General features: G+C 44.9%; 18 protein-coding genes. 9 read left to right on the top strand and 9 right to left on the bottom strand.

Going from position 1 to position 22,804, the window contains the following annotated elements:
- Together MSG36_RS19770 and bolA are read right to left on the bottom strand one after the other, a co-directional pair.
- Complete coding sequence (locus MSG36_RS19770; RefSeq protein ID WP_019823845.1) at positions 1 to 1,341, bottom strand: Na(+)-translocating NADH-quinone reductase subunit A; 1,341 nt, start codon at positions 1,339 to 1,341, stop codon at positions 1 to 3.
- A 521-nt stretch (positions 1,342 to 1,862) separates the two neighbouring features.
- Positions 1,863 to 2,171, bottom strand: coding sequence for a transcriptional regulator BolA (bolA, locus tag MSG36_RS19765; RefSeq protein ID WP_050619908.1), 309 nt, complete (start codon positions 2,169 to 2,171; stop codon positions 1,863 to 1,865).
- 175 nt (positions 2,172 to 2,346) lie between these two features.
- Between bolA and MSG36_RS19760 the strand changes: the two genes are divergently transcribed.
- The 4 genes from MSG36_RS19760 to MSG36_RS19745 all read left to right on the top strand — a co-directional run bounded on the left by MSG36_RS19760 (position 2,347) and on the right by MSG36_RS19745 (position 6,094).
- Positions 2,347 to 3,498 carry a methyltransferase gene (locus MSG36_RS19760; protein WP_048607983.1) on the top strand — a complete coding sequence of 384 codons (1,152 nt, stop codon included), beginning with the start codon at positions 2,347 to 2,349 and terminating at the stop codon, positions 3,496 to 3,498.
- A 66-nt stretch (positions 3,499 to 3,564) separates the two neighbouring features.
- Positions 3,565 to 4,134 carry a YajG family lipoprotein gene (locus MSG36_RS19755; protein WP_017059907.1) on the top strand — a complete coding sequence of 190 codons (570 nt, stop codon included), beginning with the start codon at positions 3,565 to 3,567 and terminating at the stop codon, positions 4,132 to 4,134.
- On the top strand, positions 4,134 to 4,682 hold the full coding sequence (locus tag MSG36_RS19750; RefSeq protein WP_019823852.1) for a peptidylprolyl isomerase: 549 nt from the start codon (positions 4,134 to 4,136) through the stop codon (positions 4,680 to 4,682). The genes MSG36_RS19755 and MSG36_RS19750 overlap by 1 nt, the downstream gene beginning before the upstream one ends.
- A 53-nt stretch (positions 4,683 to 4,735) precedes the next feature.
- A complete protein-coding gene (locus MSG36_RS19745; protein WP_248369398.1) occupies positions 4,736 to 6,094 on the top strand; it encodes an MFS transporter in 1,359 nt (452 codons plus the stop codon).
- A gap of 65 nt (positions 6,095 to 6,159) precedes the next feature.
- Here the strand turns inward: MSG36_RS19745 and MSG36_RS19740 are convergent, their stop codons facing one another.
- Positions 6,160 to 7,506 (bottom strand): DUF4397 domain-containing protein, encoded by a 1,347-nt coding sequence (locus MSG36_RS19740; RefSeq protein ID WP_061040423.1) that lies wholly within the window; start codon positions 7,504 to 7,506, stop codon positions 6,160 to 6,162.
- Positions 7,507 to 8,092: 586 nt separating this feature from the next.
- Between MSG36_RS19740 and MSG36_RS19735 the strand changes: the two genes are divergently transcribed.
- The 3 genes from MSG36_RS19735 (at position 8,093) to csdA (ending at position 11,205) form a co-directional block, all read left to right on the top strand.
- Entirely contained in the window at positions 8,093 to 8,902 is an 810-nt protein-coding gene (locus MSG36_RS19735) for an outer membrane protein OmpK (RefSeq protein ID WP_048607992.1), read from the top strand.
- A 110-nt stretch (positions 8,903 to 9,012) separates the two neighbouring features.
- Complete coding sequence (panE, locus tag MSG36_RS19730) at positions 9,013 to 9,906, top strand: 2-dehydropantoate 2-reductase (protein WP_248369395.1); 894 nt, start codon at positions 9,013 to 9,015, stop codon at positions 9,904 to 9,906.
- A gap of 87 nt (positions 9,907 to 9,993) precedes the next feature.
- Entirely contained in the window at positions 9,994 to 11,205 is a 1,212-nt protein-coding gene (csdA, locus tag MSG36_RS19725; RefSeq protein ID WP_086971009.1) for a cysteine desulfurase CsdA, read from the top strand.
- A 450-nt stretch (positions 11,206 to 11,655) separates the two neighbouring features.
- Here csdA and csdE read toward each other — a convergent pair whose 3' ends face one another.
- The 4 genes from csdE to MSG36_RS19705 form a co-directional block, all read right to left on the bottom strand.
- Positions 11,656 to 12,087 (bottom strand): cysteine desulfurase sulfur acceptor subunit CsdE, encoded by a 432-nt coding sequence (gene csdE / locus MSG36_RS19720; protein ID WP_050619902.1) that lies wholly within the window; start codon positions 12,085 to 12,087, stop codon positions 11,656 to 11,658.
- A 37-nt stretch (positions 12,088 to 12,124) separates the two neighbouring features.
- Positions 12,125 to 12,934: a tRNA cyclic N6-threonylcarbamoyladenosine(37) synthase TcdA gene (tcdA, locus tag MSG36_RS19715; protein WP_050052889.1), complete on the bottom strand. Its 810-nt coding sequence runs from the start codon at positions 12,932 to 12,934 to the stop codon at positions 12,125 to 12,127.
- A 113-nt stretch (positions 12,935 to 13,047) separates the two neighbouring features.
- The gene (gene mltA / locus MSG36_RS19710) at positions 13,048 to 14,160 is read right to left on the bottom strand and encodes a murein transglycosylase A (protein ID WP_017059898.1); all 1,113 of its coding nucleotides are present in this window, start codon (positions 14,158 to 14,160) and stop codon (positions 13,048 to 13,050) included.
- An 81-nt stretch (positions 14,161 to 14,241) separates the two neighbouring features.
- Positions 14,242 to 14,715: a DUF2850 domain-containing protein gene (locus tag MSG36_RS19705; RefSeq protein WP_048615251.1), complete on the bottom strand. Its 474-nt coding sequence runs from the start codon at positions 14,713 to 14,715 to the stop codon at positions 14,242 to 14,244.
- A gap of 160 nt (positions 14,716 to 14,875) precedes the next feature.
- Between MSG36_RS19705 and argA the strand changes: the two genes are divergently transcribed.
- Both argA and MSG36_RS19695 read left to right on the top strand, forming a co-directional pair.
- Entirely contained in the window at positions 14,876 to 16,213 is a 1,338-nt protein-coding gene (gene argA / locus MSG36_RS19700; protein ID WP_048614295.1) for an amino-acid N-acetyltransferase, read from the top strand.
- Between the two features lie 283 nt (positions 16,214 to 16,496).
- Positions 16,497 to 16,688, top strand: coding sequence for a hypothetical protein (locus MSG36_RS19695; protein ID WP_004735192.1), 192 nt, complete (start codon positions 16,497 to 16,499; stop codon positions 16,686 to 16,688).
- A gap of 81 nt (positions 16,689 to 16,769) precedes the next feature.
- Here MSG36_RS19695 and recD read toward each other — a convergent pair whose 3' ends face one another.
- Positions 16,770 to 18,980, bottom strand: a complete 2,211-nt coding sequence (gene recD, locus MSG36_RS19690) for an exodeoxyribonuclease V subunit alpha (RefSeq protein ID WP_248369392.1) — start codon at positions 18,978 to 18,980, stop codon at positions 16,770 to 16,772.
- Positions 18,980 to 22,654: an exodeoxyribonuclease V subunit beta gene (recB, locus tag MSG36_RS19685; RefSeq protein WP_248369388.1), complete on the bottom strand. Its 3,675-nt coding sequence runs from the start codon at positions 22,652 to 22,654 to the stop codon at positions 18,980 to 18,982. Before recB ends, recD begins: the two co-directional genes overlap by 1 nt.
- Positions 22,655 to 22,804: the final 150 nt, after the last annotated feature.

Below are 22,804 nucleotides of genomic sequence, written 5' to 3'. Positions count from 1 at the left end.
TTACCCTTCCTTCTCAATCGTATCTAGGCATTCACGAAGTAGTTGACCGTACTCGTACTTACCTGGACATACAAAGGTACACAATGCTACATCTTCTTCGTCTAGCTCTAGCGCACCAAGTGCTTGAGCACTATCAATGTCGCCTGCACATAGATCACGAAGCAGCAATGTAGGTTCCATATCTAGAGGCATTACGCGCTCGTAGTTACCAATTGGAACCATTGAGCGGTCACTACCGTTTGTCGTCGTTGTCATGTTGAACAACTGACCTTTAAACAGGTGACCAAGGAATGAACGAGTAACAGAGAACTTGTTCTTACCAGGCATAGCCCAGCCGAATAGCTCTTTATCACGACCTTCACGTAGAACAGAAACTTGCTGATGGTAACGACCAAGGAAAGCATGTGGACCTGTTGCTTCAGTACCCGTAAGTACAGAACCAGAAATCACACGAACTTCGCCTGGCATTAACTCGCTGTCTGTCAACTCTTCAAGGCTAGCACCAATTTGAGTACGAACTAGACGTGGGTTGTTCACCACTGGACCAGCCAGAGAAACAACACGCTCAGAGTAAATCTCACCAGTAAGGAAAAGCTTACCGAATGCGATAACATCTTGGTAGTTAATGCTCCACGCTACATTTTGTGCATTTACCGGATATAGGTAATGCATATGCGTGCCTGCAAGACCTGCAGGGTGTGGGCCATCAAAAACATGTTCTTCAACGTTAGACTGAGCTGAACGAGGTAAGCTAGTACCTTTTTTACAAACGTACACTTTACCGTTAGTCAGAGTTGAAAGAAGATCTAAACCAGCAACGAAAGCATCAGACTGCTCGTTAATGATTAATTCTGGCTCAGCTGCTAGCGGATTAGTATCCATAGCAGTAACGAAAATAGCCTGAGTTTCAGAATCAACTGCTGGAACCTTGCTGAACGGACGAGTTCGCAAAGCGGTCCATGCGCCAGACTCAACTAACTGAGCTTTAACCGTTTCACGGTCAAGACCTACTAGTTGGTTAGCTTCATAGCTATTGAACGTGATTTGCTCATTGCCTGCTACTTCAATCACTACTGATTGAAGAACACGCTTAGCACCACGGTTCACTTCAATAACTTTACCGCTTGCTGGAGAAGTAAATACAACACCTGGGTTCTTTTTATCTGCAAAAAGAACTTGGCCTTTCTTCACTTCATCACCAACGCGAGCATGCATCGTAGGACGCATACCAACGTACTCTTCGCCAAGCAAGGCGACTTTAGTGATGGACTTACCATCATTAATCACCTGGGATGGAGTTCCTGCGATAGGAAGATCCAAACCCTTCTTTATTGTAATCATACGCACTTGCACTACTTTATCGGGAAAAAGATTCTTTTAATTGCGTAAATTCGGGACGTTTTAAAATCGCCCTTAGACACGACATTACAGTGTCCGGTTTTGGTAAATTTGAGATACCAAAATCGCAACATTACATTAATAAACTCATCACAAGGATTATGTGAGATTTATCAGGTGCCGTATTCTAGCATTTTTTGACAACTTGATGCCATGACCAATAACTTGAATACGGCCTTTATTTGGTGAGATTTGAAGCATATGGACTCTCAAATATGTATAAATTTGACGAGCCGCACAGATAAAATGGCTTTTGAAACGTGTTTTAAACAAGAGATTAATACTCTGTCACAAACTATTATTTTAAGAGTTATGTTGAAACACTGTTAATAAAAACATTACTCATTGTAGGTATTTTCAGCCGTTCGATTTACCATCAGTTTGAGTGATATAACAACGAAAAACAGATGAATTTGACGACAAAAAAGTCGGCATAGCCACCTCTTCTATATCCGTAAGCTTTCTTACTTACCGCCACCCATGCACATCGGGCTATCTGGCACGTTATCGAGCTGCTTCATCCATTCATCTTTTGTATAAGTGTGAATGGACAATGCGTGAATATTGTTCGCTAACTCTTCTGAAAGTGCTTTATTTACCGCTCGATGACGAGCAATAAGGCGCAATCCTTCAAACACATCACTGACAACAATCACTTTAAAATGACTCTCAGAACCGGCCGGAACATTGTGCATATAGCTCTCATTGACCACGTTTAAATGACTTGGTGAAAACTCATTGTGCAATTTTGCTTCGATAACTTCTTGGATCATTGTGATTCCTTAATAACGTATTGGCATTATCCGTGGGGGTGAGTATAAACCCTAACAGGTCGAGTGTCTGAGTATTTCATAGCGAATGGCATAGGTTTGGTTGAGTTTTTTCTATCTTGTTCAGCCTGCATTTGAGACAATATCTTTGTTATTTCTTACATAAGTATCTCAAGCAATGAAAACCGAACTTACCCTTCACGACAGAACTTTGACCTTACATCGTTTCCCGAAACGTTCAAATGAAACCCTTCAAGCTTGGGATGCGGGCGACGAATACCTGATCAGTCATGTCGAAGAGATGAACCTTGAACCTGGCAAACATATCCTGATCATGAACGACAGCTTCGGTGCCCTATCGACTTGGTTCTCGAAAGATCATGATGTCACTATGATGAGCGACTCATTTATCTCTCACCGCGGCGCCCTGAAAAACTTGCAGCGCAATCAAAGTAACCGAGTGAACTTTTTGAACACGATGGATGATATCCCACACGGTATCGATCTTGTGATCATGCAGCTGCCAAAAACAAATCGTCACCTAATCTGGCAACTGAGCCAGCTACGCCAAGCGTTGCCTGAAGGCTGCCAAGTGATCGGCGTCAACAAGGTAAAAGAGATTCACACCTCTACGCTTAACCTGTTCGAAAAATACCTAGGCGAAACCAAAACATCACTAGCGAAGAAAAAACACCGCTTAGTCTTCTCATCTCCTAACTGCCAGCCAATTCAAACGGTAGAGCCTTTTGTTGAATGGGATGTAGACGGTGAAGATATCCGATTGAAAAATTTACCAAATGTTTACTCAGGGGAAGCACTCGATCAGGGCGCTCGCTATATGCTAGAGCACATCCCACAAGATCCTGAGCTGCGTCATATAATCGATCTTGGCTGTGGCAACGGTGTATTGAGTGTAAAAGCAGGGCAATTGAACCCACAAGCTCGCATCACCTGTGTGGATGAAAGCTTTATGGCGGTGGAATCGGCGCGCCAAAACGTCAAAGATAACCTTGGTGAAGAAGGCAACTTCCAGTTCATCGCCAACAACTGTTTAGATGGCTTCAAGAAAAACAGCACCTACTTAGTGATGTGTAATCCTCCATTCCATCAGCAACAAGCGATTACGGATCACATTGCGTGGCAAATGTTCTGTGATGCAAAGCATGTTCTAAGCAATGGAGGCAAATTAATTGTTATTGGCAACCGACACCTCGGATACGATGTCAAACTAGCAAGACTATTTGGTGAAGCTAACGTTGAAACGCTTGAACTAAACCAAAAATTTGAGATATTACAAGCAACAAGAGAGCCTGCGAATTTTAATAAATAAGCAGAAACGACTTCACAAGAATTTAAGATACCGAGCTTCTGGTGTGAACTTAGAAAGGATAAAGGAATGAAAAAACTGATTTTGGCTGCTTCTATTATGGCTTTGACAGCATGTTCAGCCCCTCAGCAAGAACAGATCAATGTAATGCCAGAAGCTTCACTAAGCTCAAGCAACCTTGTACAAGGCAAAACATACACACTAACCAGTAAAGATGTTCGTGCCGCTCAATATGTTGCATTGGTTGATAGTGGCCGTTCAAACATTCAGCCAATTCACGCTAAGCAAAACATGCGCATTTCTCTAGAAAACGCTGTGGCTCAACAGTTAGAGTCTCAAGGTTTTCGTGCAAGCGTAAACAGTGAAAACTCAATTGTTTTAGAAATTCAAGAAGCACTTGTTACCGTAGAACACACCATTATGGAAAACAAAATGGACGGTAAAGTAACGCTTGAAGTTACCGCTGAAACGCCTGAAGGCAAACTAGTTAAAACATTCAACGGTACTGCAACACGCACTGGTGCATTGAGCGCATCAAACGACGACATCTCTATGGTTCTTAATGATGTGATCAACTTGGTTCTTACTGAGATCGCTAACGACCAAGAGCTACAAACTTACATGAAGGAACGTTTCTAATGGGTCGTATTTTATCTTCTATCGCATTAATGCTAGTGAGTGTGAGCGTTTGGGCTGGTCCTAAAGTAAACGTGGAAACAACATTAGGCGACTTCACTATTGAGCTTAACCAAGAACAAGCACCGGTTAGCGCGGAGAACTTCCTAAAATACGTTGCTGACGGCAGCTACGAAGGCACTATCTTCCACCGTGTTATTCCTGGCTTTATGGCGCAAGGTGGCGGCTTCGATCAAGAGATGAATCAACAAGCAACTTACGCTCCTATCAAGAATGAGGGCAGCAATGGCTTGAAGAACGATACAGCAACAATCGCTATGGCTCGTACTAATGCGCCAGATTCTGCAACTCGTCAGTTCTTCATTAACTTCTCTGATAATGATTTCTTGAACGCAAAAGGTGGCAACCCAGGCTACGCTGTATTCGGTAAAGTAACTGAAGGTTTTGATGTTGTTCAAAAGATGGCAACGATTCCAACCAAGCGAATGGGCCGCATGTCAGACATCCCAGTCGACCCAATCGTCATCACTAAAGTGACCCTTCTTAAGTAATCCAATCTAACGCCCTTATTTCTTAAGGGCGTTTTTCTATACAAGGACGCCCTATGTCATCAGGCACTCCCTCTCTTTCTTGGATGCAGACTTTCCGCAGCTACCTTGATAAACGCCTACTTTGGGTATTTATGCTCGGTTGTTCGAGCGGCTTCCCATGGGTTCTTATTGGATCCAACATGTCTGGTTGGCTAAAAGATGCAGGTTTAACGCGTGCTGCCATCGGCTACTTTGGTAGTGTGTTTGCCGTGTATGCGATTAACTTTCTATGGGCACCATTGGTAGACCGAGTAAAACTGCCGGTGCTTCACGCAATACTCGGCCAGCGACGCAGTTGGATCTTTTTCTGCCAAACCATTGTTTTAATCGGTACCTTATTCATCGCAGGCGTCAATCCCGCAGAGAACTTGGCGTTTACTTCAATGTTGGCGCTCGCTATTGCCATTGCCTCAGCCACGCAAGACATCGCGATTGATGCATTTCGTATTGATACCTTCCCAAAATCCGAAGCATCAAAACTGCCGCAAGCTTCTGCAATGGCCGTAATTGGTTGGTGGACGGGGTATTCTCTACCAGGCTACCTTGCCTTTATTAACGCAGACTCAATCGGTTGGAATGGTGTGTATTACGGAATGGCAGGCGTCGTTGTCGTACTAATGCTGTTTACGCTTTTTGTCGGAGAGCCAAACACACAACGCGAAGCCCTGCAAGAACAAGCTCAGCAACGCCACAATAAGGTTATCGGTTCGAAAGTCGTGGCTTGGTTCAGTGTTACCGTGTTAGAACCGTTTTATGACTTCTTCAAACGAAACGGAGTTCAAGTTGCCATCACCCTACTGCTGTTCGTATTCCTATTTAAGATAGGTGAAGCCTTCTTAGGTCGTATGTCGATCACCTTCTATAAAGAGATAGGTTTTAGTAACGAACAGATCGGCCACTATTCGAAGTTAATTGGTTGGGGCGCAACCATATTCTTCACTTTGGTAGGCAGTGTCTTCAATGTGAAATTCGGTATTGTACGCGGACTGATGATTGGCGGTGTTGCAATGGCAGCCAGTAATCTAATGTTTGCGTGGATCGCTCAGACTGGCCCAAGTGAGACCTTGTTCTTGGCAACCATCATTGTCGATAACTTCACGACCGCCTTTTCAACAGTAGCTTTTGTCTCTTTCTTAACGCTATTAACCGGGCAGGCCTTCTCTGCAACCCAATATGCATTACTCGCATCCTTGGGCAATTTCGGTCGAACAACGCTGGCTTCATTCAGTGGTGAGTTGGTTGATTACCTCAATGACTGGTCAACCTTCTTTATACTGACTGCACTCATGGTGATACCAAGTTTGATCATGCTCTACTCATTACGCCACTTTTTCACGGATTTATTAGAAAAAGCCAAAAACAATCAAGAATAGAATCAAAGAAAAAAATGAGAAGAGGGTAGCATTGAGCTACCCTCTTTTACGTTCTATCTTCAGATCTAGTCTGTTGTTTCACTGACAATTAGGTTAAAACCCGTTCCCATCGAATCATCAATCGCCACGACTTGATACACCACACCATTAGCCAAAGTAGCAGGCGCTGAATCAATCGCCACAACCGACGGCTGACCCGCTACCGTTATCGTCACAAAGTAAGACCCCGCTGCAACATAAATGCCATTCGCATAATCTTTGAATTTCACGTCACTTAACGCCGGGGTGCTACCAGAGATACCTACGTTTTCTGTTAAGTAGATGTCCACCGATGCGGCAATTGGGTTAGCAGCAGCGTGGGTAATATTTAATACCGCACTGGTCGCCACCGGGCGACGGTTTTCAGGAACAACCAAAGGTTCCAAGTTGAGCGGACTTACTGTCCCTACCGCATAGATGCTGTAATCCATACCGGCAAATACCGCGACACCATCCGCATCAATTAATGCATTAGTTGTGGTGCCGTCAGCAAAGATGTCAATGTCATAACTTCCTGCAGCTAAATCGATAAATCCACGGATTTCCTTGAACATCAAATCAGCAAGAGGTGCAAATGCAGCTCCGTTCACAAATGGATCTACGTCCGGGGCGCCATCAACAAGATGACCGACTCTTACTTCTGCTGTTTCTGCCATGTCATAGATTAACGATGATCCACTACCGTCCATCACCATCAATTTTACTGGAGAAGCGCTATTGGAGTCAGCTCTTGGCACAGCCGCAATCGTTAGCTCGCTGCCGCCAGACAGAGTGATTTCTCCAGAGTCAAAAGCAATAGCACTGCCGCTCACGGTTTCTAATCTCACACGATATTGTCCTGCAGGGATATTGAGTACGTCAGTAAAATCTTTATAAGCTAAAGTCCCTAACGGTGCGCCCAATGGATCACTCGGCCCTGTCACATATAGGTTTACATCGCCAACTCCTGTTGCCGCGTGTACTACTTGCACATCTAGACTTGAACTTGTTGCCGTTCCTGCAGCAGGGCGAGTAACAACCAAAGCCTCTACAGGATTGTTGGATCCATCGGCGTCGCCTACAACCATCACGGTGTAATCTAAGTCACCGCTTAAATCGAATTGGCTTTGAGGGATAACAGTGGCCACTTCGTCACCTGGGAGTTGGACATCGACTTGAAGAGTTGTCTGTCCTTGACCTACGGAGGCGTATCCGGATGCTTGAGCATAATCGACATCGCTCCAACGAGCCTGACTATTGACTAGAACGTTAGCTAAAGGAGCATCTGGCGATGCATGTACAGCTTGTAGTTGAGTTGTTGATTCATCGTCGTCATCACACCCAACAATAAATAGGGCTGAAATTGCTACAGCGAGTATAGGTGAATATTTCATTGGTCTTCTCTCCAAAAAAGTTAGACCAGTTCGTCACACAAATGATTAGTCCAATAACTAATCTTTAAAAAGTATTTCAAAATCTAGTGCAGTGAACTGTCTTTAATTCTCCGTGATTCAAAAAGTAGCTAGGTTCAAATCCCTAGGCAGTCATCACATGAGTTGTCCATCAATTGATTCCAACTCCATTACGCTGTTGGTCAAAAATAGATCAAAGACAAGATTAAGAGGTGGTTTGAATGAGTCATTTTTTAAGAGAAAACGCTTAGAAAGGAATACTGTTGATTTTGATATGCATGTCACTCTAATTAGTAGAATCGTTTGCTTAGCGCAGTATTTCACCTATTTATCCACAAAATAATCGAATTTCACAAAATCAATAGAATTAGAGGTGCATCAAGATGCATTGCCACCTTAAAGTTCCATCATTTAGATCATTAGTGTGATCAACCTCACCTTAATAATTGTAGTTTTCACTCTGTCTCACTTTTATTTGAGAACAAAATCGCTATTATGCTCGGCATTCGGACATCATAAACACGCACGGATTAGCGGGTTACTTATTTCAAACATAGAGAGTTCCATTATGCGTAAATCACTTTTAACTCTTGGCCTACTTGCAGCAGTATCTGCTCCAGTAATGGCAGCTGATTATTCTGACGGCGACATCCATAAGAACGATTACAAATGGATGCAATTTAACCTTATGGGTGCATTCAATGAGAAAGGCGTTACTGAGTCTACTCATGATTACCTAGAAATGGAATTTGGTGGTCGCTCTGGAATCTTCGATCTTTACGGTTACGTTGACGTATTCAACCTAACTTCTGATCCAGGTAGTGATAAGAATGGCCAAGAAAAAATCTTCATGAAGTTCGCTCCTCGTATGTCTCTTGACGGGCTAACAGGTAAAGATCTTTCTTTCGGTCCAGTTCAAGAGCTTTACGTATCTACGCTTATGGAATGGGGTGGTAACTCTGGCGTTAACACTCAAAAAGTTGGTCTTGGTTCTGACGTAATGGTTCCATGGTTTGGTAAAGTTGGCCTAAACCTTTACGGTACATACGACTCAAACAACAAAGACTGGAACGGTTTCCAAGTTTCGACTAACTGGTTCAAACCATTCTACTTCTTCGAGAACGGTTCATTCATCTCGTACCAAGGTTACATCGATTACCAATTTGGTATGCAAGATGAGTACTCTCAAGTAAGCAACGGCGGCGCGATGTTTAACGGTCTTTACTGGCACTCAGATCGCTTTGCAGTTGGTTACGGCTTGAAACTATACAGCGATGTATACGGCTTTAAAGATGGCGCAAACCTTCCATGGGATGCATCTACACAAGCTGAATCATCTGGCGTAGGCCACTACGTAGCAGTAACTTACAAGTTCTAATCGAACTTCTAAGAAAGTTTCCAAAATGGCACCCTCGGGTGCCATTTTTTATTGCTTTCATTTAATGCCTCGCTATCCTTGCAGCATCACTTTCTTATCTCGGTATTGCTGTGAACATCACTATTGTTGGACCTGGAGCTATCGGCTCTTTATGGGCGATAAAACTACTTCAAGCTGGTCATAATGTCTCTTTGTGGAGTCGCTCCCCTGAAACCTCAATTAACCTAACACTTGATGAGCAAACTTCACTTTCCTTCAGCAATAACAATATCGACAAGCTATCAACGAGTGATTTGGTTATCTTCACAGTCAAAGCTTGGCAAGTAGAAGAAGCCACCACTCCGTTACTTCAATATGTCGACTCTGACACCATTCTCATGTTCATGCATAACGGAATGGGCGCGGTCGACAACATTGCCACTCAAATTAATGCTCACCCGATAGTATTGGCGACCACGACCCAAGCAGCCTTTAAACCCGATCGTAACAATGTATCTCACACAGGAATAGGACAAACCCAGCTAGGTGCTTTTAACCAAACGGGTCAACAGTGCACGTTTTTGGTTGATGTATTGGATGATGCTCTCCCCGCTGTGAGTTGGAACCCACAAATAGAAACCGCGCTTTGGGCTAAACTCGCCATCAATTGTGCTATCAATCCACTTACTGGGTTGGAACAAATCAAGAATGGTGAACTTGCAGACCAAAGGTTTGAGGGTATTTTAAGTCCTCTCGTTGAAGAGCTCACACAAGTTATGCAGGCCGAAGAGATCGCTTGTTCATTCGACGGATTAGAAGCAAGTGTCAAGCAGGTCATCCAAGCCACGGCGCAGAACAACTCATCCATGAAACAAGATATGTTTTACCAACGCAAAACAGAGATCGACTTCATCACTGGACACCTAATAAAAACAGCGCTTAAGCATCAGATAGAAGTTCCCGTTAACCAAAAGCTGTTCGATCAGGTCAAAGAGCAAGAAAATAGCTGGAATCATCAAGATTAGTCAGCAACGGTCAACAAGTCGCGATAAAATAACAATACCGCTAAGCATAACGCTGGCACCAATTTCCAAGATTTTAGGTAAGAATAGATGCTTGATATCAATCACATCCGAGAGCAGTTTCCTGCGCTATCACAAACCATCAATCAACAACCATTGATTTACTTAGACAGCGCGGCAACGACACAAAAACCTCAGGTAGTTATTGATGCCATTAGCCAATATTACTCCAAACAAAATGCCAATGTTCACCGTGGTAGCCATAGCTTAACAGCGAACGCGACCAGTCAGTTTGAAGCTGCCAGAGATAAGGTCGCTCAGTTTATCGGTGCAAGCTCTTCAAAAGAGATCATCTGGACTCGCGGTGCAACCGAAGCGCTCAATTTAATTGCTCAAACTTACGCAAGAAGTATTCTTCAGCCTGGCGATGAGATCTTAGTGAGTGAAATGGAGCATCACGCTAACATAGTTCCTTGGCAAATTGTGGCAGAACAAACCGGGGCTAAAGTCGTTAAAGTACCAATGACATCGGATTGCGAATTTGACCTAGTCGCGTTTGATACGCTTTTAAATGAACGAACCAAGATTGTTGCATTAGCTCAGATAACCAACGTAACGGGTTCTCGTCAGCCGATTGAAGCCGTCATCGAGAAAGCGCATAAGATGAATGCAATTGTGGTAGTCGATGGCGCACAAGGTATCGTTCATGAATCGGTTGATGTTGCTGCTTTAGGCGCTGATTTCTACGTTTTCTCAGGCCATAAACTCTATGCCCCTGCGGGCATCGGTGTGCTTTACGGCAAGCTTGAATTGTTAGAAGCGATGCCACCTTGGCATGGTGGTGGCAAAATGGTCGAGCGCGTCTCTTTCTCTGGCACTACTTTTTCAGAACTGCCTGGCAAATTCGAAGCGGGCACGCCAAATGTGGCAGGAGCCATAGCACTAAGCACCGCAATAGAATGGTTAAGTGGTTTTGTACAACAAGATGTCGAAAATCATATCCACCAACTACAACACGAGACCTACCTTGCGCTCAGTAAACTGGATGACATTCAGGTTTTGGGGTATCAGCCCAACGCAAGCGTGATTACTTTTGTGATGGATGGTGTTCACCACCAAGATATAGCGACTCTATTGGATCAGCAAGGGATCGCGGTACGTGCAGGGCATCATTGTGCTCACCCATTAATGGATGCACTTAATGTGAAAGGAACGGTTCGAATCTCATTTGGTATTTACAACAACATGGATGATGTTGAAAAGCTCGTAGCGGCGATAGAAAAAGCCGTTGATATGCTTTAGGGGATGGCGAGACTCAATTAGCAGTCATCATTCCAGAGCTAAGGAACGAAGTATCTGGAACCTCAAATAGCAAACCATCCAAACGAGATTCCCTATTACGCTCCTTCGTCGCTTTAGGGAATGACGAAGCACAGTTAGAAATCGTCATTCCAGAACTGAGGAACGAAGTATTTGGAATCTCTAATAGCAATACTATCCAAACGAGATTCCCTATTACGCTCCTTCGTCGCTTTAGGGAATGACGAAACACAGTTAGAATTCGTCATTCCAGAACTGAGGAACGAAGTATCTGGAATCTCTAATAGCAATACTATCCAAACGAGATTCCCTATTACGCTCCTTCGTCGCTTTAGGGAATAACGAAACACAGTTAGAATTCGTCATTCCAGAACTGAGGAACGAAGTATCTGGAATCTCTTTAAAGCGCTACGATGAAAAGGTGTGAGATAATTACGAGCTAGCGAGGTTCTTAATTTGCTCAACAATCGCTTTTAACCCGTTCCCTCGAGAAGGGCTTAGATGGGTAATTAAACCGATTTGTTCAAAGTAACCATCAATATCGAACGCTTGAACCTGCTCTGATGTTTTTCCATCATACGCAGCAATCACTAATGCAATCAGACCGCGTACGATACGCGCATCAGAATCAGCACAAAAGTGCCAAACACCATCGATATTCTGAGAAACCAACCACACTTGGCTTTCACAACCAGAGACAATTACCTGCTCACTTTTCAGTTCATCAGGCATCGTTGGCAGTTTCTTACCCCATTGAATCACTTGGCGATAACGGTCTTCCCAGCCGCTGAATGTCTGCATCTTCGCGACAATATCATCACTGGTAATTTCAGTGCCGAATGGAGAGCTTGGGAATGTGGTCATTTTAATATCCAGTCGATTATTAATTGAGTAGAAGACGTTACTTAGTGTGCTTTTGAATCAGCTTTTCAACGATACGCGAAACAGCCACAAAACCAAACGTCGCGGTTACAACCGTTGCCGCACCAAAACCCGTCGCACAATCCATACGTTTTGGACCTTCTGCTGTCGCTTTCGCAGCACATACGCTGCCGTCAGCTTGAGGGTATTTCAGCTGTTCAGTTGAGAACACACAATCGATACCAAACTTACGCGCTGGATTCTTAGGGAAATTATGATGACGACGAAGGGTATCTTTTAGCTTCTTCGCGAGCGGATCTTGAATCGTCTTAGTCAGATCAGCCACTTTGATTTGAGTGGGATCGATTTGACCACCCGCACCACCCGTGGTGATCACCTTAATTTTGTTGCTACGACAATATGCCAACAGTGAAGCCTTAGCTTTCATGCTGTCAATCGCATCTAACACAAAGTCGAACTCTTTCGATAGGTATTCAGCCTGATTATCAGGGCCGATGAAGTCGTCAATCAGGTTAACTTTACACTCAGGATTAATCAGCTTAACGCGCTCTGCCATCACTTCGATTTTGCTTTTACCAACGGTACCCGACATTGCGTGGATCTGACGGTTAATGTTAGTTACACACACGTCATCCATATCGATCAAAGTCAGCTCACCTAAACCAGTACGAGCAAGTGCTTCAACCGCCCATGAACCTACACCGCCAATACCGATCACGCACACGTGTGCTGCTCTAAGTATATCGACTTCACTATTGCCATATAGGCGACGAGTGCCACCAAATCGTTGGTCATAGTTTTCTGAAGCTGGAGTGGTCAATTCACGCATTGTTGCCGCCAATTTATTTCTGAGAAAAAGAAAAGAGTGCGTTTTATACGCACTCTTGAATAAAAAGTCTAGGGGATTAGCGATTCGCTTTCAATGCCCTATTTTATTGTCGCTTACTCAACCTTTTCAGGAGGCAAAGCCCAAGGCGCTTCGGTTGCGCTGCCATCTAAGCCGAGCTTCCACACACGACCAAAATGCTTGTAATGACCCGCTTCGGTACCCGCTCGTGGGCCCATACCGTGGTAAAGGTCCAAATGGTTTTGCTTAACCGCGCCGCCCGTATCCAAAACAAGTAACAGTCTTAGTTGGTGAGCACCGCTCCAAGTACCATCAGCATTCAATAATGGAACCTCAGCAAGAATCGGCGTCCCCATAGGCAAGATAGAGCGATCGCCCGCAACCGCCGCCATAGGTAATAGAGGAATGCCCGCGCTACCCATCACAGATAGGTCGTCTCTCGCTTCAAAAAACACGAAAGATGGGTTTTGCTCAAGCAGCTCTTTGACCACTTCAGGATCGTTTGCCAATACCCACTCTTTGATTGCTTTTAGCGACATTTTTTCGCGTGGAACTAAGCCTCGTTCAATCAGAACACGGCCAATGCTCACATAAGCTTTATTGTTCTTACCCGCGTATGCGAAATACTGCAGCGTGTCATCATCACCGAAATGTACAAATCCACTGCCCTGCACTTCCATCATAAATGGGTCGATACGGTTTGCTGAATAACCTAACTCAAGGCCTTGACCTTCTAATGCGCCGTTGTAAATCTCTTCGCGTGTTGGACACTCTTTACCACACTCAGGAAGCCCGTAAACAGGGTAACGGTATTCTTCATTCGCTTCGTGCCGCAGCTCCATCACAGGAGAAAAGTAGCCCGTGAACAAAACATTGCCTTGTTTATCACCACCGCCTAGTTGAGCAGTTTGAACGCCAAAATTAGCGAGTTCGCTTGGATCTCCACTCAGCATCGCCCACTCATTGAGTTGTTGATAAAGCGGCTCATAGATCTTAGCCATCGAAGGGGATTTAGAAACCACCATCTCAGCTTGCTCTGCAAATGCGGTGTAGTCTCTTGGTTTATTGGATTCAACCTGATCGACCTTATTCAAGGTGCGGGGAAATTCGTCATCAAGGTGTTGTTGAGCAAGATCAGTGGGTTGAGCACAGCCAAATAGCAAAGAGGCAGCGACTAGGGGAAGCCATTTTTTAATCACAAGAGTCATCCTAAAAATTCTATGCATCGAGGATGACAAAAACAGTCAGATAACACAATCGTAGATTGTAAGAGTTTACAATAAGATAACCTATCGGACGGAGTTATCGATATGGCCTTTAAGGCGGAAGATGGGATTGTAGTGACTGTCAGAATCGAGCACCATTTCTGTATTGTCAGAATTGGTCATGCGGAAGCGATAGGTTTTATCACCCGCCTTATATTCAAAGTAGTTACCGTCAAAGTCAAAGCTCGTCGAAACAACAGACCCACGAACTGATACACCATTAGCATTCAGAACAAATTCATCCGTCGCATAATGTGCAACATCCTGCTCTATCCAAGTACCGTATATCAGATTGTCGGGCGTCGCCGCATCTTGCACTCGGGAAAGCACATCGCCGAACAAAGAAACCACCGCAAACGAACCCACCAAGGCTAGAACCATTAAACAGCGTTCAATGATCTTACGCTTCAACTTAGATTGATTACGCTGATCAGCTTCGCTGTAGAGACCTTTGGTTATCTCATCGATTTTGTTCTTTGTCGCTGGGGCTTGTTGCATTCGGTGACTACTCATAAGGATGCTATGCGCATTCTACACTGAGACAGTTTATATATTGAAGCCTAGATAAGAATAGTTTGCGCTTTATTCCAAAAAGGTGTTGTTTACATTTGAATTTAAATGCTAAATTATCGAATAAATAAACAAATGGACTTGTTCTGTGAAATTAAGAAGTACAGCGCTAGTAAAAGGTTTCAGACAATCAACCCCTTACGTAAATGCTCACCGTGGCAAAACCATGGTCATTATGCTGGGAGGCGAAGCCGTTGCCGACAGGAACTTTGGTAATATTATTAGTGATATAGCCTTGCTCCACAGCCTTGGGGTAAAGATTGTTCTCGTTCACGGGGCAAGACCGCAGATCAACCAATTGCTCACCAAGCAAGATTGCCATACGCCTTATCACAAGAATATCAGGGTCACTGATGAATATTCTTTGGGCGTCGCTATGCAGGCTGCTGGTCAACTACAACTTGCCATCACTGCTCGACTTTCGATGAGTTTGAATAACACCCCGATGGCAGGTACTCAACTCAATGTGATGAGCGGCAATTTCATTACCGCTCAGCCGCTAGGCGTCGATGACGGTACGGATTATTGCCATAGCGGGCGTATTCGTCGAATCGATATCGAAGGGATCAATCGCACGCTTGACCAAGGTTCTATCGTACTGCTTGGCCCTATTGCTAGCTCCGTGACTGGCGAAAGCTTTAACCTGCTTTCTGAAGAGGTCGCAACCCAAGTTGCTATTCGTTTAAAGGCCGACAAGCTGATTGGTTTTTGCTCCGAACAAGGGGTAACAGATGAACGCGGTAATGTGCTCGCCGAGCTCTTCCCTAAAGACGCCAAGCAAATTCTAGAACGCTTAACGGAATCTCAAAACCCTGCCGAAGACATGAGCACAGGAACACTGCGCTTCTTGAAAGGAGCGATCTCCGCTTGTCGAGCTGGTGTGCCTCGTTGTCATCTAATCAGCTACAAAGTGGATGGCGCATTAATCCAAGAGTTGTTCTCTTTTGACGGTATTGGAACCCAAGTGGTCATGGCGAGTGCCGAGCAAGTAAGACAAGCTCAGATTGACGATATTGGTGGCATCTTTGACCTTATTCGTCCTTTGGAAGAACAAGGCATTCTCGTTCGTCGCTCAAGAGAACAATTGGAACAAGAGATTCACCGTTTTACGATCATCGAAAAAGACGGGCTGATTATTGGTTGCGCTGCACTATATGCGTATCCGGAAGATCACATGGCAGAGATGGCGTGTGTGGCGATTCACCCTGACTATCGCGATGGAAACCGTGGGCAATTGCTGCTGGATTACATGCGCCACCAATCAAAATCTCGTGATATCGACCAGATCTTTGTTCTTACTACGCACAGTCTTCACTGGTTCCGTGAGCAGGGTTTTTACGAGATAGCAGTTGATGAATTACCAATGGAAAAACAAGGGTTATACAACTATCAGAGAAACTCAAAGATCTTAGCGCTCAACGTATAAACAATTTTTTGGAGCACAATCTCACTTTGACAGAAAAATAATTGCAAATGTAATCGTTTTCTATATGAGATTTATTAACTATGCACTTTCACTCACACGTATAATTGTATAGAATTTAGACGCTTTAATAATCTTAACAAATGTTTTTATTGGAATTGCCATCTCGATAGTCATATCGAACTCATTGAGGTGGTCACTGCACGGATTGCTATACCCGTTGACGGTCAGCACGCTAACATTAGCTCTGCTCGTTAATATAAACAGCAAAAAGAGCAACATTGATATGAGAACCATTGTTTGTAACTCGCTGCAAAGTTTTTGGGATATGGCTGATAACCAATTCTTAGAAGGGCTAGACGTACACTGCGTGTTCCCTGTTAGCGAGAATCTAAAAGAGTTTATTTTGAATTGCCAAGCAAAATACAAGATAAACCACATATCGTTTACTCGAGCGTTTTTAAGCAAAGAATCTTAATAACGTTCAAAGCAACCAGGGATGGTTGCTTTGTGTTTATCTAGCTCAAAGTGCAAGCCCTTCTCTAGCGTCCATTATCGACTAATTCGTTAAACGACTGCCTAAACCACTCACTCGCTCTGTTTTCACCTTAATCCCACGCTTCAACACGTTGGTATCGCTGAACATCATCAGTCGTTTCTTCGCACGTGTAATACCGGTATAGATAAGCTCCCGCGTTAAAATAGGGCTGAAATCTGGCGGCAAGATCATTAAGGTCAGATCAAACTCACTACCTTGAGATTTGTGTATTGTCATTGCATAAGCCGTTTCATGATCGGGTACTCGGCTTGGCAGCACAGCTTTCACACTGCCATCTGGCAACTCAAAATAGACCTTCAAACGAGGGGTTAAGTCAGGTTGACTAGAATCCGCCTCAAGCATACAGATACCAATATCACCATTATACAAACCCAAGCCATGATCATTTCGAGTCACCATGACAGGTCGCCCGTGATACCACAGCTCATCATTATGAGGGCTCACCAAACGCCTTGCGGCCAGTGCTCTTTCAATTCTATGGTTGAGACCTTTAACACCAAAGTCCCCTTCACGAATGGAACACAGCAATCGACACTGACTAAACAAATCGAGTACCGATTTTGCGCGTGCTTCTTGAGTTTCTAACTCTTCCAATGGCACATTCATTCTATTGAGGTACGCACCATACTCGTTAACCAAGGTACGCAGCATCAAGTTATAGCTGCCACTCGACAGAGGGTGGTTTTCGATATCGCCAAATCCTTTAGCAAACACTTGATCTACTTGATTCGCAGAGCCGTTGTTGATTGCTTTTGCCAACTGCCCGATACCGGAGCGCGCATCGAAACGATAACTCTTCTGCAGCATACACAAGCTATCTGCAATCGCAGGCGGATTCACAGCTCCAGCTTTGTCTTGTCTTGGTTTAGCGATCGCATAAAAGCCTGTCATCTCTGCAATCAAATTGCCTTGCGCGCTGCTGTACCCTGCAGAGTTGAATGAACAGATATCACCGAGCACAGCACCCGCCTCTACTGAAGCGAGTTGGTCTTTATCACCCAATAAGATGAGCCTTGCGTGCTCAGGAAGTGCATCCACCAGCTTATACATCATCGACAGATCAACCATAGAAGCTTCATCCACCACCAAGATATCTAGGTGGAGTGGGTTGCGTCGGTTGTGCCTAAATTCCGCTCGATTAGGAATCGCGCCAAGCAATCTGTGTAAAGTGCTCGATTCTGTTGGTATGTTGTCCTTTACTTCAGGTGCTAATGGCAGCTGTTCAATTGCTTTACCGATCGATTCGGTTAAACGCGCCGCGGCTTTACCTGTCGGTGCCACCAGTTTAATCGTTGGCGTTTTACCTTGGCTGAGCGATTGCTCGACCATAGCCGACAATAACTTGGTTACCGTAGTCGTTTTACCGGTACCCGGACCACCAGAAATAACCGCAAAGCGACGACTCAGCGCCACCGCGGCCGCTACTTTTTGCCAGTTCAAACAGACAGATAACGGCACTAGACTATCCAGCACATCTAAATCGGTCACTTGTTTGGCTTGAACAATCGCTTGATCGATAGAACCCCAATCCAAAGCCTGTTCATCGGCGATATCTAGATGGTCACACACTAACTGCTGACGTAATACTTGAGAGGTTTGTTGGTTTGCTTCAGCCTTGGCTAAGGCATTAAACAGGAAGTGATAACTGCGTGCAAAAAGCTGATTGAGCGTTTCAGTCAGTGCTTTTTTCTGCTCAGTATTGAACTCTACTGGCTTACTTAAACGGTTTAGAGTCTCAGCCAACACAACTTCGTAATTCCAATAACGCTGTAAATAGACACGTTGCCCATCGAACATCAGCGGCTTAACGCAATCATTGGTTGTGCCAACTAGGTTAGATGATTGCAGAACCGTCGCCCAATCAATACCTAACAATTTCTGGTTCAGTTGCAATGCCGTCTCACCATACAAACCAAGTAACTGAGCAAGATCTGCCATTAGTTCAGGGGCTGCCGTATGCTGCTGTATAAGCTGAGTACAAATGTGCCCCTTGCCTAATTCATGGCTCACTACCCCAGCCAGAAAGCCGATCTCTTGAGGGTGACTCGTCGCTTGCTGCGTAATAAAACGGGCAAACTGATAATCCAATTGACGAATTGAGCCCTTATCCGCAAGGAACTTGAGTACATCCATGAGCTGTTCAGGGATAAGTGAAACTGGCTTTACAGAGTTCGCAGTTTCCATGCCGGTATTAGTGGTCGTTGTTGTCATTATAGAAGCCCCATCTGTCCAGTTTCATTGTCATTCAATTGTGCTGAACGTCTGTCTATCACTTTACCGTCAATCAATTGATCCATTTCATCGAGCAAAGCCAATGTAGGTTTAGTCGAGAAAATACCTTGTTGAGATTGGCCGTCCATTCCTCTTAAAAACAAGTAATAAATCCCACCAAAATGTTGTTCATAACTGTAATCTGCAACGCGACTGCGTAAGAAGCGATGCAATGCCAACGCATAGATTTGATATTGCAGATCGTAACGGTGGTCGGCCATCGCCGATTTCAATGCCTCACCATGGTAGACGGAAATGTCATCACCTAGGTGGTTCGACTTCCAGTCGAGCACATAGTATTTACCTTGATGCTCAAACACCAAATCGATGAAGCCTTTCAGCATGCCTTGTACAGTTTGAAAACCTAGGTCACCCGCTTTTGCCGACAAGGGATCATGATACTGAATGGTTTGATTGAGCTCAGATGCAGCCAACACTTCGATCGGCAATAAGAATTCCATCTCGACTAATCGTTGCGTTGAGTCTTTCCCGCTTAGTTTTAAGTTCTTACCATCCAATGCGGTGTTCAGCACCGTATCGACCAGTTGTTGAAGCACGGGCAGCCACTCGAGTTCGTATTGTTCTGACTCTAATAAGTGAGTGATTACTTGCGTGTTGTGTTCGCTGGTCGCAGGCTCGGTAAATTCAATATCCTCAAACAAGGTGTGCAAGAAGGTCCCCGGACGAGCGCCTCGAGGGAACGTGAATATAGAACGTTCAGGTTCAATCAATTCCGACTCATCTTGTTCATCCGCCGAGTCAATATCGAAGCCAGACACCTCAATTGTCGCATCATGGCTCGCACCGTGACTGCCTTGCTTTACAAGCCCCGAGTAACTGGTGATACGCCAAGCTCGGTCAATTGAAGCTTTAAGTTCATTGGCCTGTAAGTCGTCACTCACTTGCTCTGTTTGTACAAAAACGTGCTCGTGAGCAGTCGGAGTTTCAGACAGTAGTACGCTTGAATTCTTACCCTCAATTGCAGATAGAGCTTGATGCAACTCGGCGATGCCTTGCTCTTGTCCGTTTTGAACCAAATAGCCCATAGCACTCAAGTGAACGCCAGTTGGCTCTTTGGTTGAACGCCCTTTACGTAGCGGTGCCATACCAATAAAACAGCCATAGACCGCTCGAGTCAGCGCTACGTAAATCAAACGTAGATCTTCTGCCAATCGCTCTTTATCGGCTTGTGCTAAGGCACTGTTGCTGCCAGTAATATCAAGCACGGTAGTATCTGAATCATGATCGTAGAACTTGCCTTCGCTCGCTTCACGGTAGCTCGCGACAAACGGCAAAAATACGAGGTCATATTCCAAGCCTTTCGACTTATGAATGGTAACGATTTGAACCAAGTTTCTTTCTGATTCAAGGCGTTGAATGTCGTCGTCACTGCCACCTAAACCATTTTGTGCATCTGATATCGCTTCTGCCAGCCAACGCAACAAGCCATAGTCACTGTCGAGTTCTTGTCTTGCTTGTTGCAACAATTCGCCAATGTGCATTAAATCAGTGAGTGAGCGCTCACCATTTTCTTCTTCCAGTAAGCGTTCCGCGAGATGTCGTTTACTGATCACGCTGCGAAGCATTGGCAACACGCCGCGCTGAAGCCACAACTTACGATATTCTCTAAACTCGTTAACGACGTTTTCCCACACCACTTCATCATTGTTGAGTTCATCTAATGATGCCGCATCCAAAGCAAACAATTCCGACGCCAAACTGGCGCGTAATGCACGATCGTTTTCAGGTGTCAACACCGCTTGTAGCAGGCGTTGAATATCTTGCGCGACCAAGCTGGTAAACACACTGTCTCGGTTGGATAAATACACACTCGCAATGCCTTGCTCCGATAGCGCGTTCTTGATCAGGCGACCTTCACTACCGGTTCGAACCAAAACAGCAATATCACCCGCATTCACGGCATGTTGTTTTTTGCCGTTATCAAAATAGGCTTGTTGATTTTGAGAAGCGGTAAGAATGGTTTGAATTTGACTCGCGGTCGCCTCAGCCATTGCTTTGTGATATTCGCCTTTTGGTAATGGCTTATCTTCAGCATCTTGCAACCAAAAGGTCAGTGCGTGCTGAGTTTCTCCGTTCATTACCCATTGACGTTTATCAGCCGATGGACTGGCAGCGACGGGCAGAAATGGAATGTCTTGGTCGTAGATAAACGGGCTATCTGAATTCATAAACACTTGGTTTACCGCACTGACCATGTCAGCACTCGAACGCCAGTTAGTGCCTAACGTATAGTGAGCACTAACTTGGTTTCTTGCCTTAATGTAAGTAAAGATATCCGCGCCACGGAAACCGTAGATAGCCTGTTTCGGGTCACCGATCATAAACAGACCGCATTGCGGGCTATCAAGGTAGATTCGGCTAAAAATACTGTATTGAAGCGGATCGGTATCTTGGAATTCATCGATCATCGCCACCGGGTAAAGCGTGCGAATTCTTTCCACCAGCAAGGATTGCTCATCCACATCAATCGACGCCGACAACTGAGTCAGCAAGTCATCAAATGATAGCCACTGCTTCTGTTGTTTCGCCTTGGCTAACATAGTTCGACAATGGGTAATCGCATGCGCCAGCAACGGAGCTTTTAGATCTGCTGGAGAATTTAAGAAGTCCTCAATCGCCTCAAACACCGCGTGCTGAGGCGCGGTGCCCTTTGATGTTTTTTCAATTAGAGTGGCTTGTGAGAACTTCTCTAATTTATCTGGAAACTGGTAATCATGAGTGTCGCTTTGTGCCCATGCAGTCACCGCTTCTAACCAAGTCGGCAAAGACTTCTTGGTGTAGCTGCGCTTGTTCACATCCGAGCCAGAGATCAAAGCCAAAAAGTCCGCTTCAGATTCACACCACAGCGCTTTAAGTTGCTTCACTTTACCTAGGTTTTGGTTGTGCAGACTTTGCAGGTCGCCCGACATCGCATCTACCGTTAATTTCAGCGGAGATCCTGTCAGATAACGATTTACGTCTGCTAATAGCGAAGCGGGAGAACCCCAGATATTTCGCACTTCGCCCGCGAGTTGAATGGGCTGCGGGTAGAACTGTTTACGCCAATAGTCGGCAACCACTTGTGCTTTTAGGTGACTTTCATCGGTCACAAATTCATTATCAAAGCGGCTTCCTGATTCAAAGGCATTTTGGGTCAACATTCGCTGACAGAAACCGTGAATGGTGTATACCGCGGCCTCGTCCATTTGTCTTTCAGCATTAAGCAGAGTTTTAGCCGCGCCAGCATGATCATCAATGGCTTGTAACAAAGGAGCAATCACAGGGTCGTCACTTTGCCCACGTGCAAACGCAATGCGTGCATCATGGATTCGCGCGCGGATACGATCTCGCAGCTCAGCCGTTGCCGCTTCAGTAAAGGTCACCACCAGAATTTGGTCTACGGTTAGTGGCTCATTGTGTCGTGTGGCTTCAGTCAGATCGCCTTGTGGCGCAGCTGTACCGTGCCCCAGCAGTAAGCGTAAGTACAAGCCAGCAATGGTAAATGTCTTACCCGTACCCGCCGATGCTTCAATTAAACGCGCGCTATGAAGTGGAAACGTCATGGTATCGAGTGTTTTTGGAGCGATTACCTGAACACTGCTTGTGGTCGTCATGCCTTACTGCCTTTTGATAGATGAGTCTGTTAAAAATGTGACTATTGCTATAAATGTGACCTAGCGTGGAAAACGTCATTCAATTTACGTCCTACGCTAATTTGTTAATAGTTAGTGCGATCTCTCTCACGGATCAATTCGGATCGCCTC

Origin of the sequence: Vibrio sp. 1CM8B, assembly GCF_023161685.1 — a bacterium.
GTDB classification, from domain to species: Bacteria; Pseudomonadota; Gammaproteobacteria; order Enterobacterales; family Vibrionaceae; genus Vibrio; species Vibrio coralliirubri.
This window is presented reverse-complemented; position numbering and strand designations above follow the sequence as displayed.

What these genes read in the sequence shown, in the direction of transcription:
- MSG36_RS19750 (WP_019823852.1), top strand. Translation starts at nt 4,134, where the DNA reads ATGGGTCGTATTTTATCTTCTATCGCATTAATGCTAGTGAGTGTGAGC.
- MSG36_RS19745 (WP_248369398.1), top strand. Translation starts at nt 4,736, where the DNA reads ATGTCATCAGGCACTCCCTCTCTTTCTTGGATGCAGACTTTCCGCAGC.
- csdE (WP_050619902.1), bottom strand. Translation starts at nt 12,087, where the DNA reads ATGACCACATTCCCAAGCTCTCCATTCGGCACTGAAATTACCAGTGAT.
- recD (WP_248369392.1), bottom strand. Translation starts at nt 18,980, where the DNA reads ATGACAACAACGACCACTAATACCGGCATGGAAACTGCGAACTCTGTA.
- MSG36_RS19705 (WP_048615251.1), bottom strand. Translation starts at nt 14,715, where the DNA reads ATGCAACAAGCCCCAGCGACAAAGAACAAAATCGATGAGATAACCAAA.
- MSG36_RS19755 (WP_017059907.1), top strand. Translation starts at nt 3,565, where the DNA reads ATGAAAAAACTGATTTTGGCTGCTTCTATTATGGCTTTGACAGCATGT.
- MSG36_RS19760 (WP_048607983.1), top strand. Translation starts at nt 2,347, where the DNA reads ATGAAAACCGAACTTACCCTTCACGACAGAACTTTGACCTTACATCGT.
- recB (WP_248369388.1), bottom strand. Translation starts at nt 22,654, where the DNA reads ATGACGACCACAAGCAGTGTTCAGGTAATCGCTCCAAAAACACTCGAT.
- csdA (WP_086971009.1), top strand. Translation starts at nt 9,994, where the DNA reads ATGCTTGATATCAATCACATCCGAGAGCAGTTTCCTGCGCTATCACAA.
- MSG36_RS19740 (WP_061040423.1), bottom strand. Translation starts at nt 7,506, where the DNA reads ATGAAATATTCACCTATACTCGCTGTAGCAATTTCAGCCCTATTTATT.
- MSG36_RS19735 (WP_048607992.1), top strand. Translation starts at nt 8,093, where the DNA reads ATGCGTAAATCACTTTTAACTCTTGGCCTACTTGCAGCAGTATCTGCT.
- MSG36_RS19695 (WP_004735192.1), top strand. Translation starts at nt 16,497, where the DNA reads ATGAGAACCATTGTTTGTAACTCGCTGCAAAGTTTTTGGGATATGGCT.
- MSG36_RS19770 (WP_019823845.1), bottom strand. Translation starts at nt 1,341, where the DNA reads ATGATTACAATAAAGAAGGGTTTGGATCTTCCTATCGCAGGAACTCCA.
- mltA (WP_017059898.1), bottom strand. Translation starts at nt 14,160, where the DNA reads ATGACTCTTGTGATTAAAAAATGGCTTCCCCTAGTCGCTGCCTCTTTG.
- tcdA (WP_050052889.1), bottom strand. Translation starts at nt 12,934, where the DNA reads ATGCGTGAATTGACCACTCCAGCTTCAGAAAACTATGACCAACGATTT.
- bolA (WP_050619908.1), bottom strand. Translation starts at nt 2,171, where the DNA reads ATGATCCAAGAAGTTATCGAAGCAAAATTGCACAATGAGTTTTCACCA.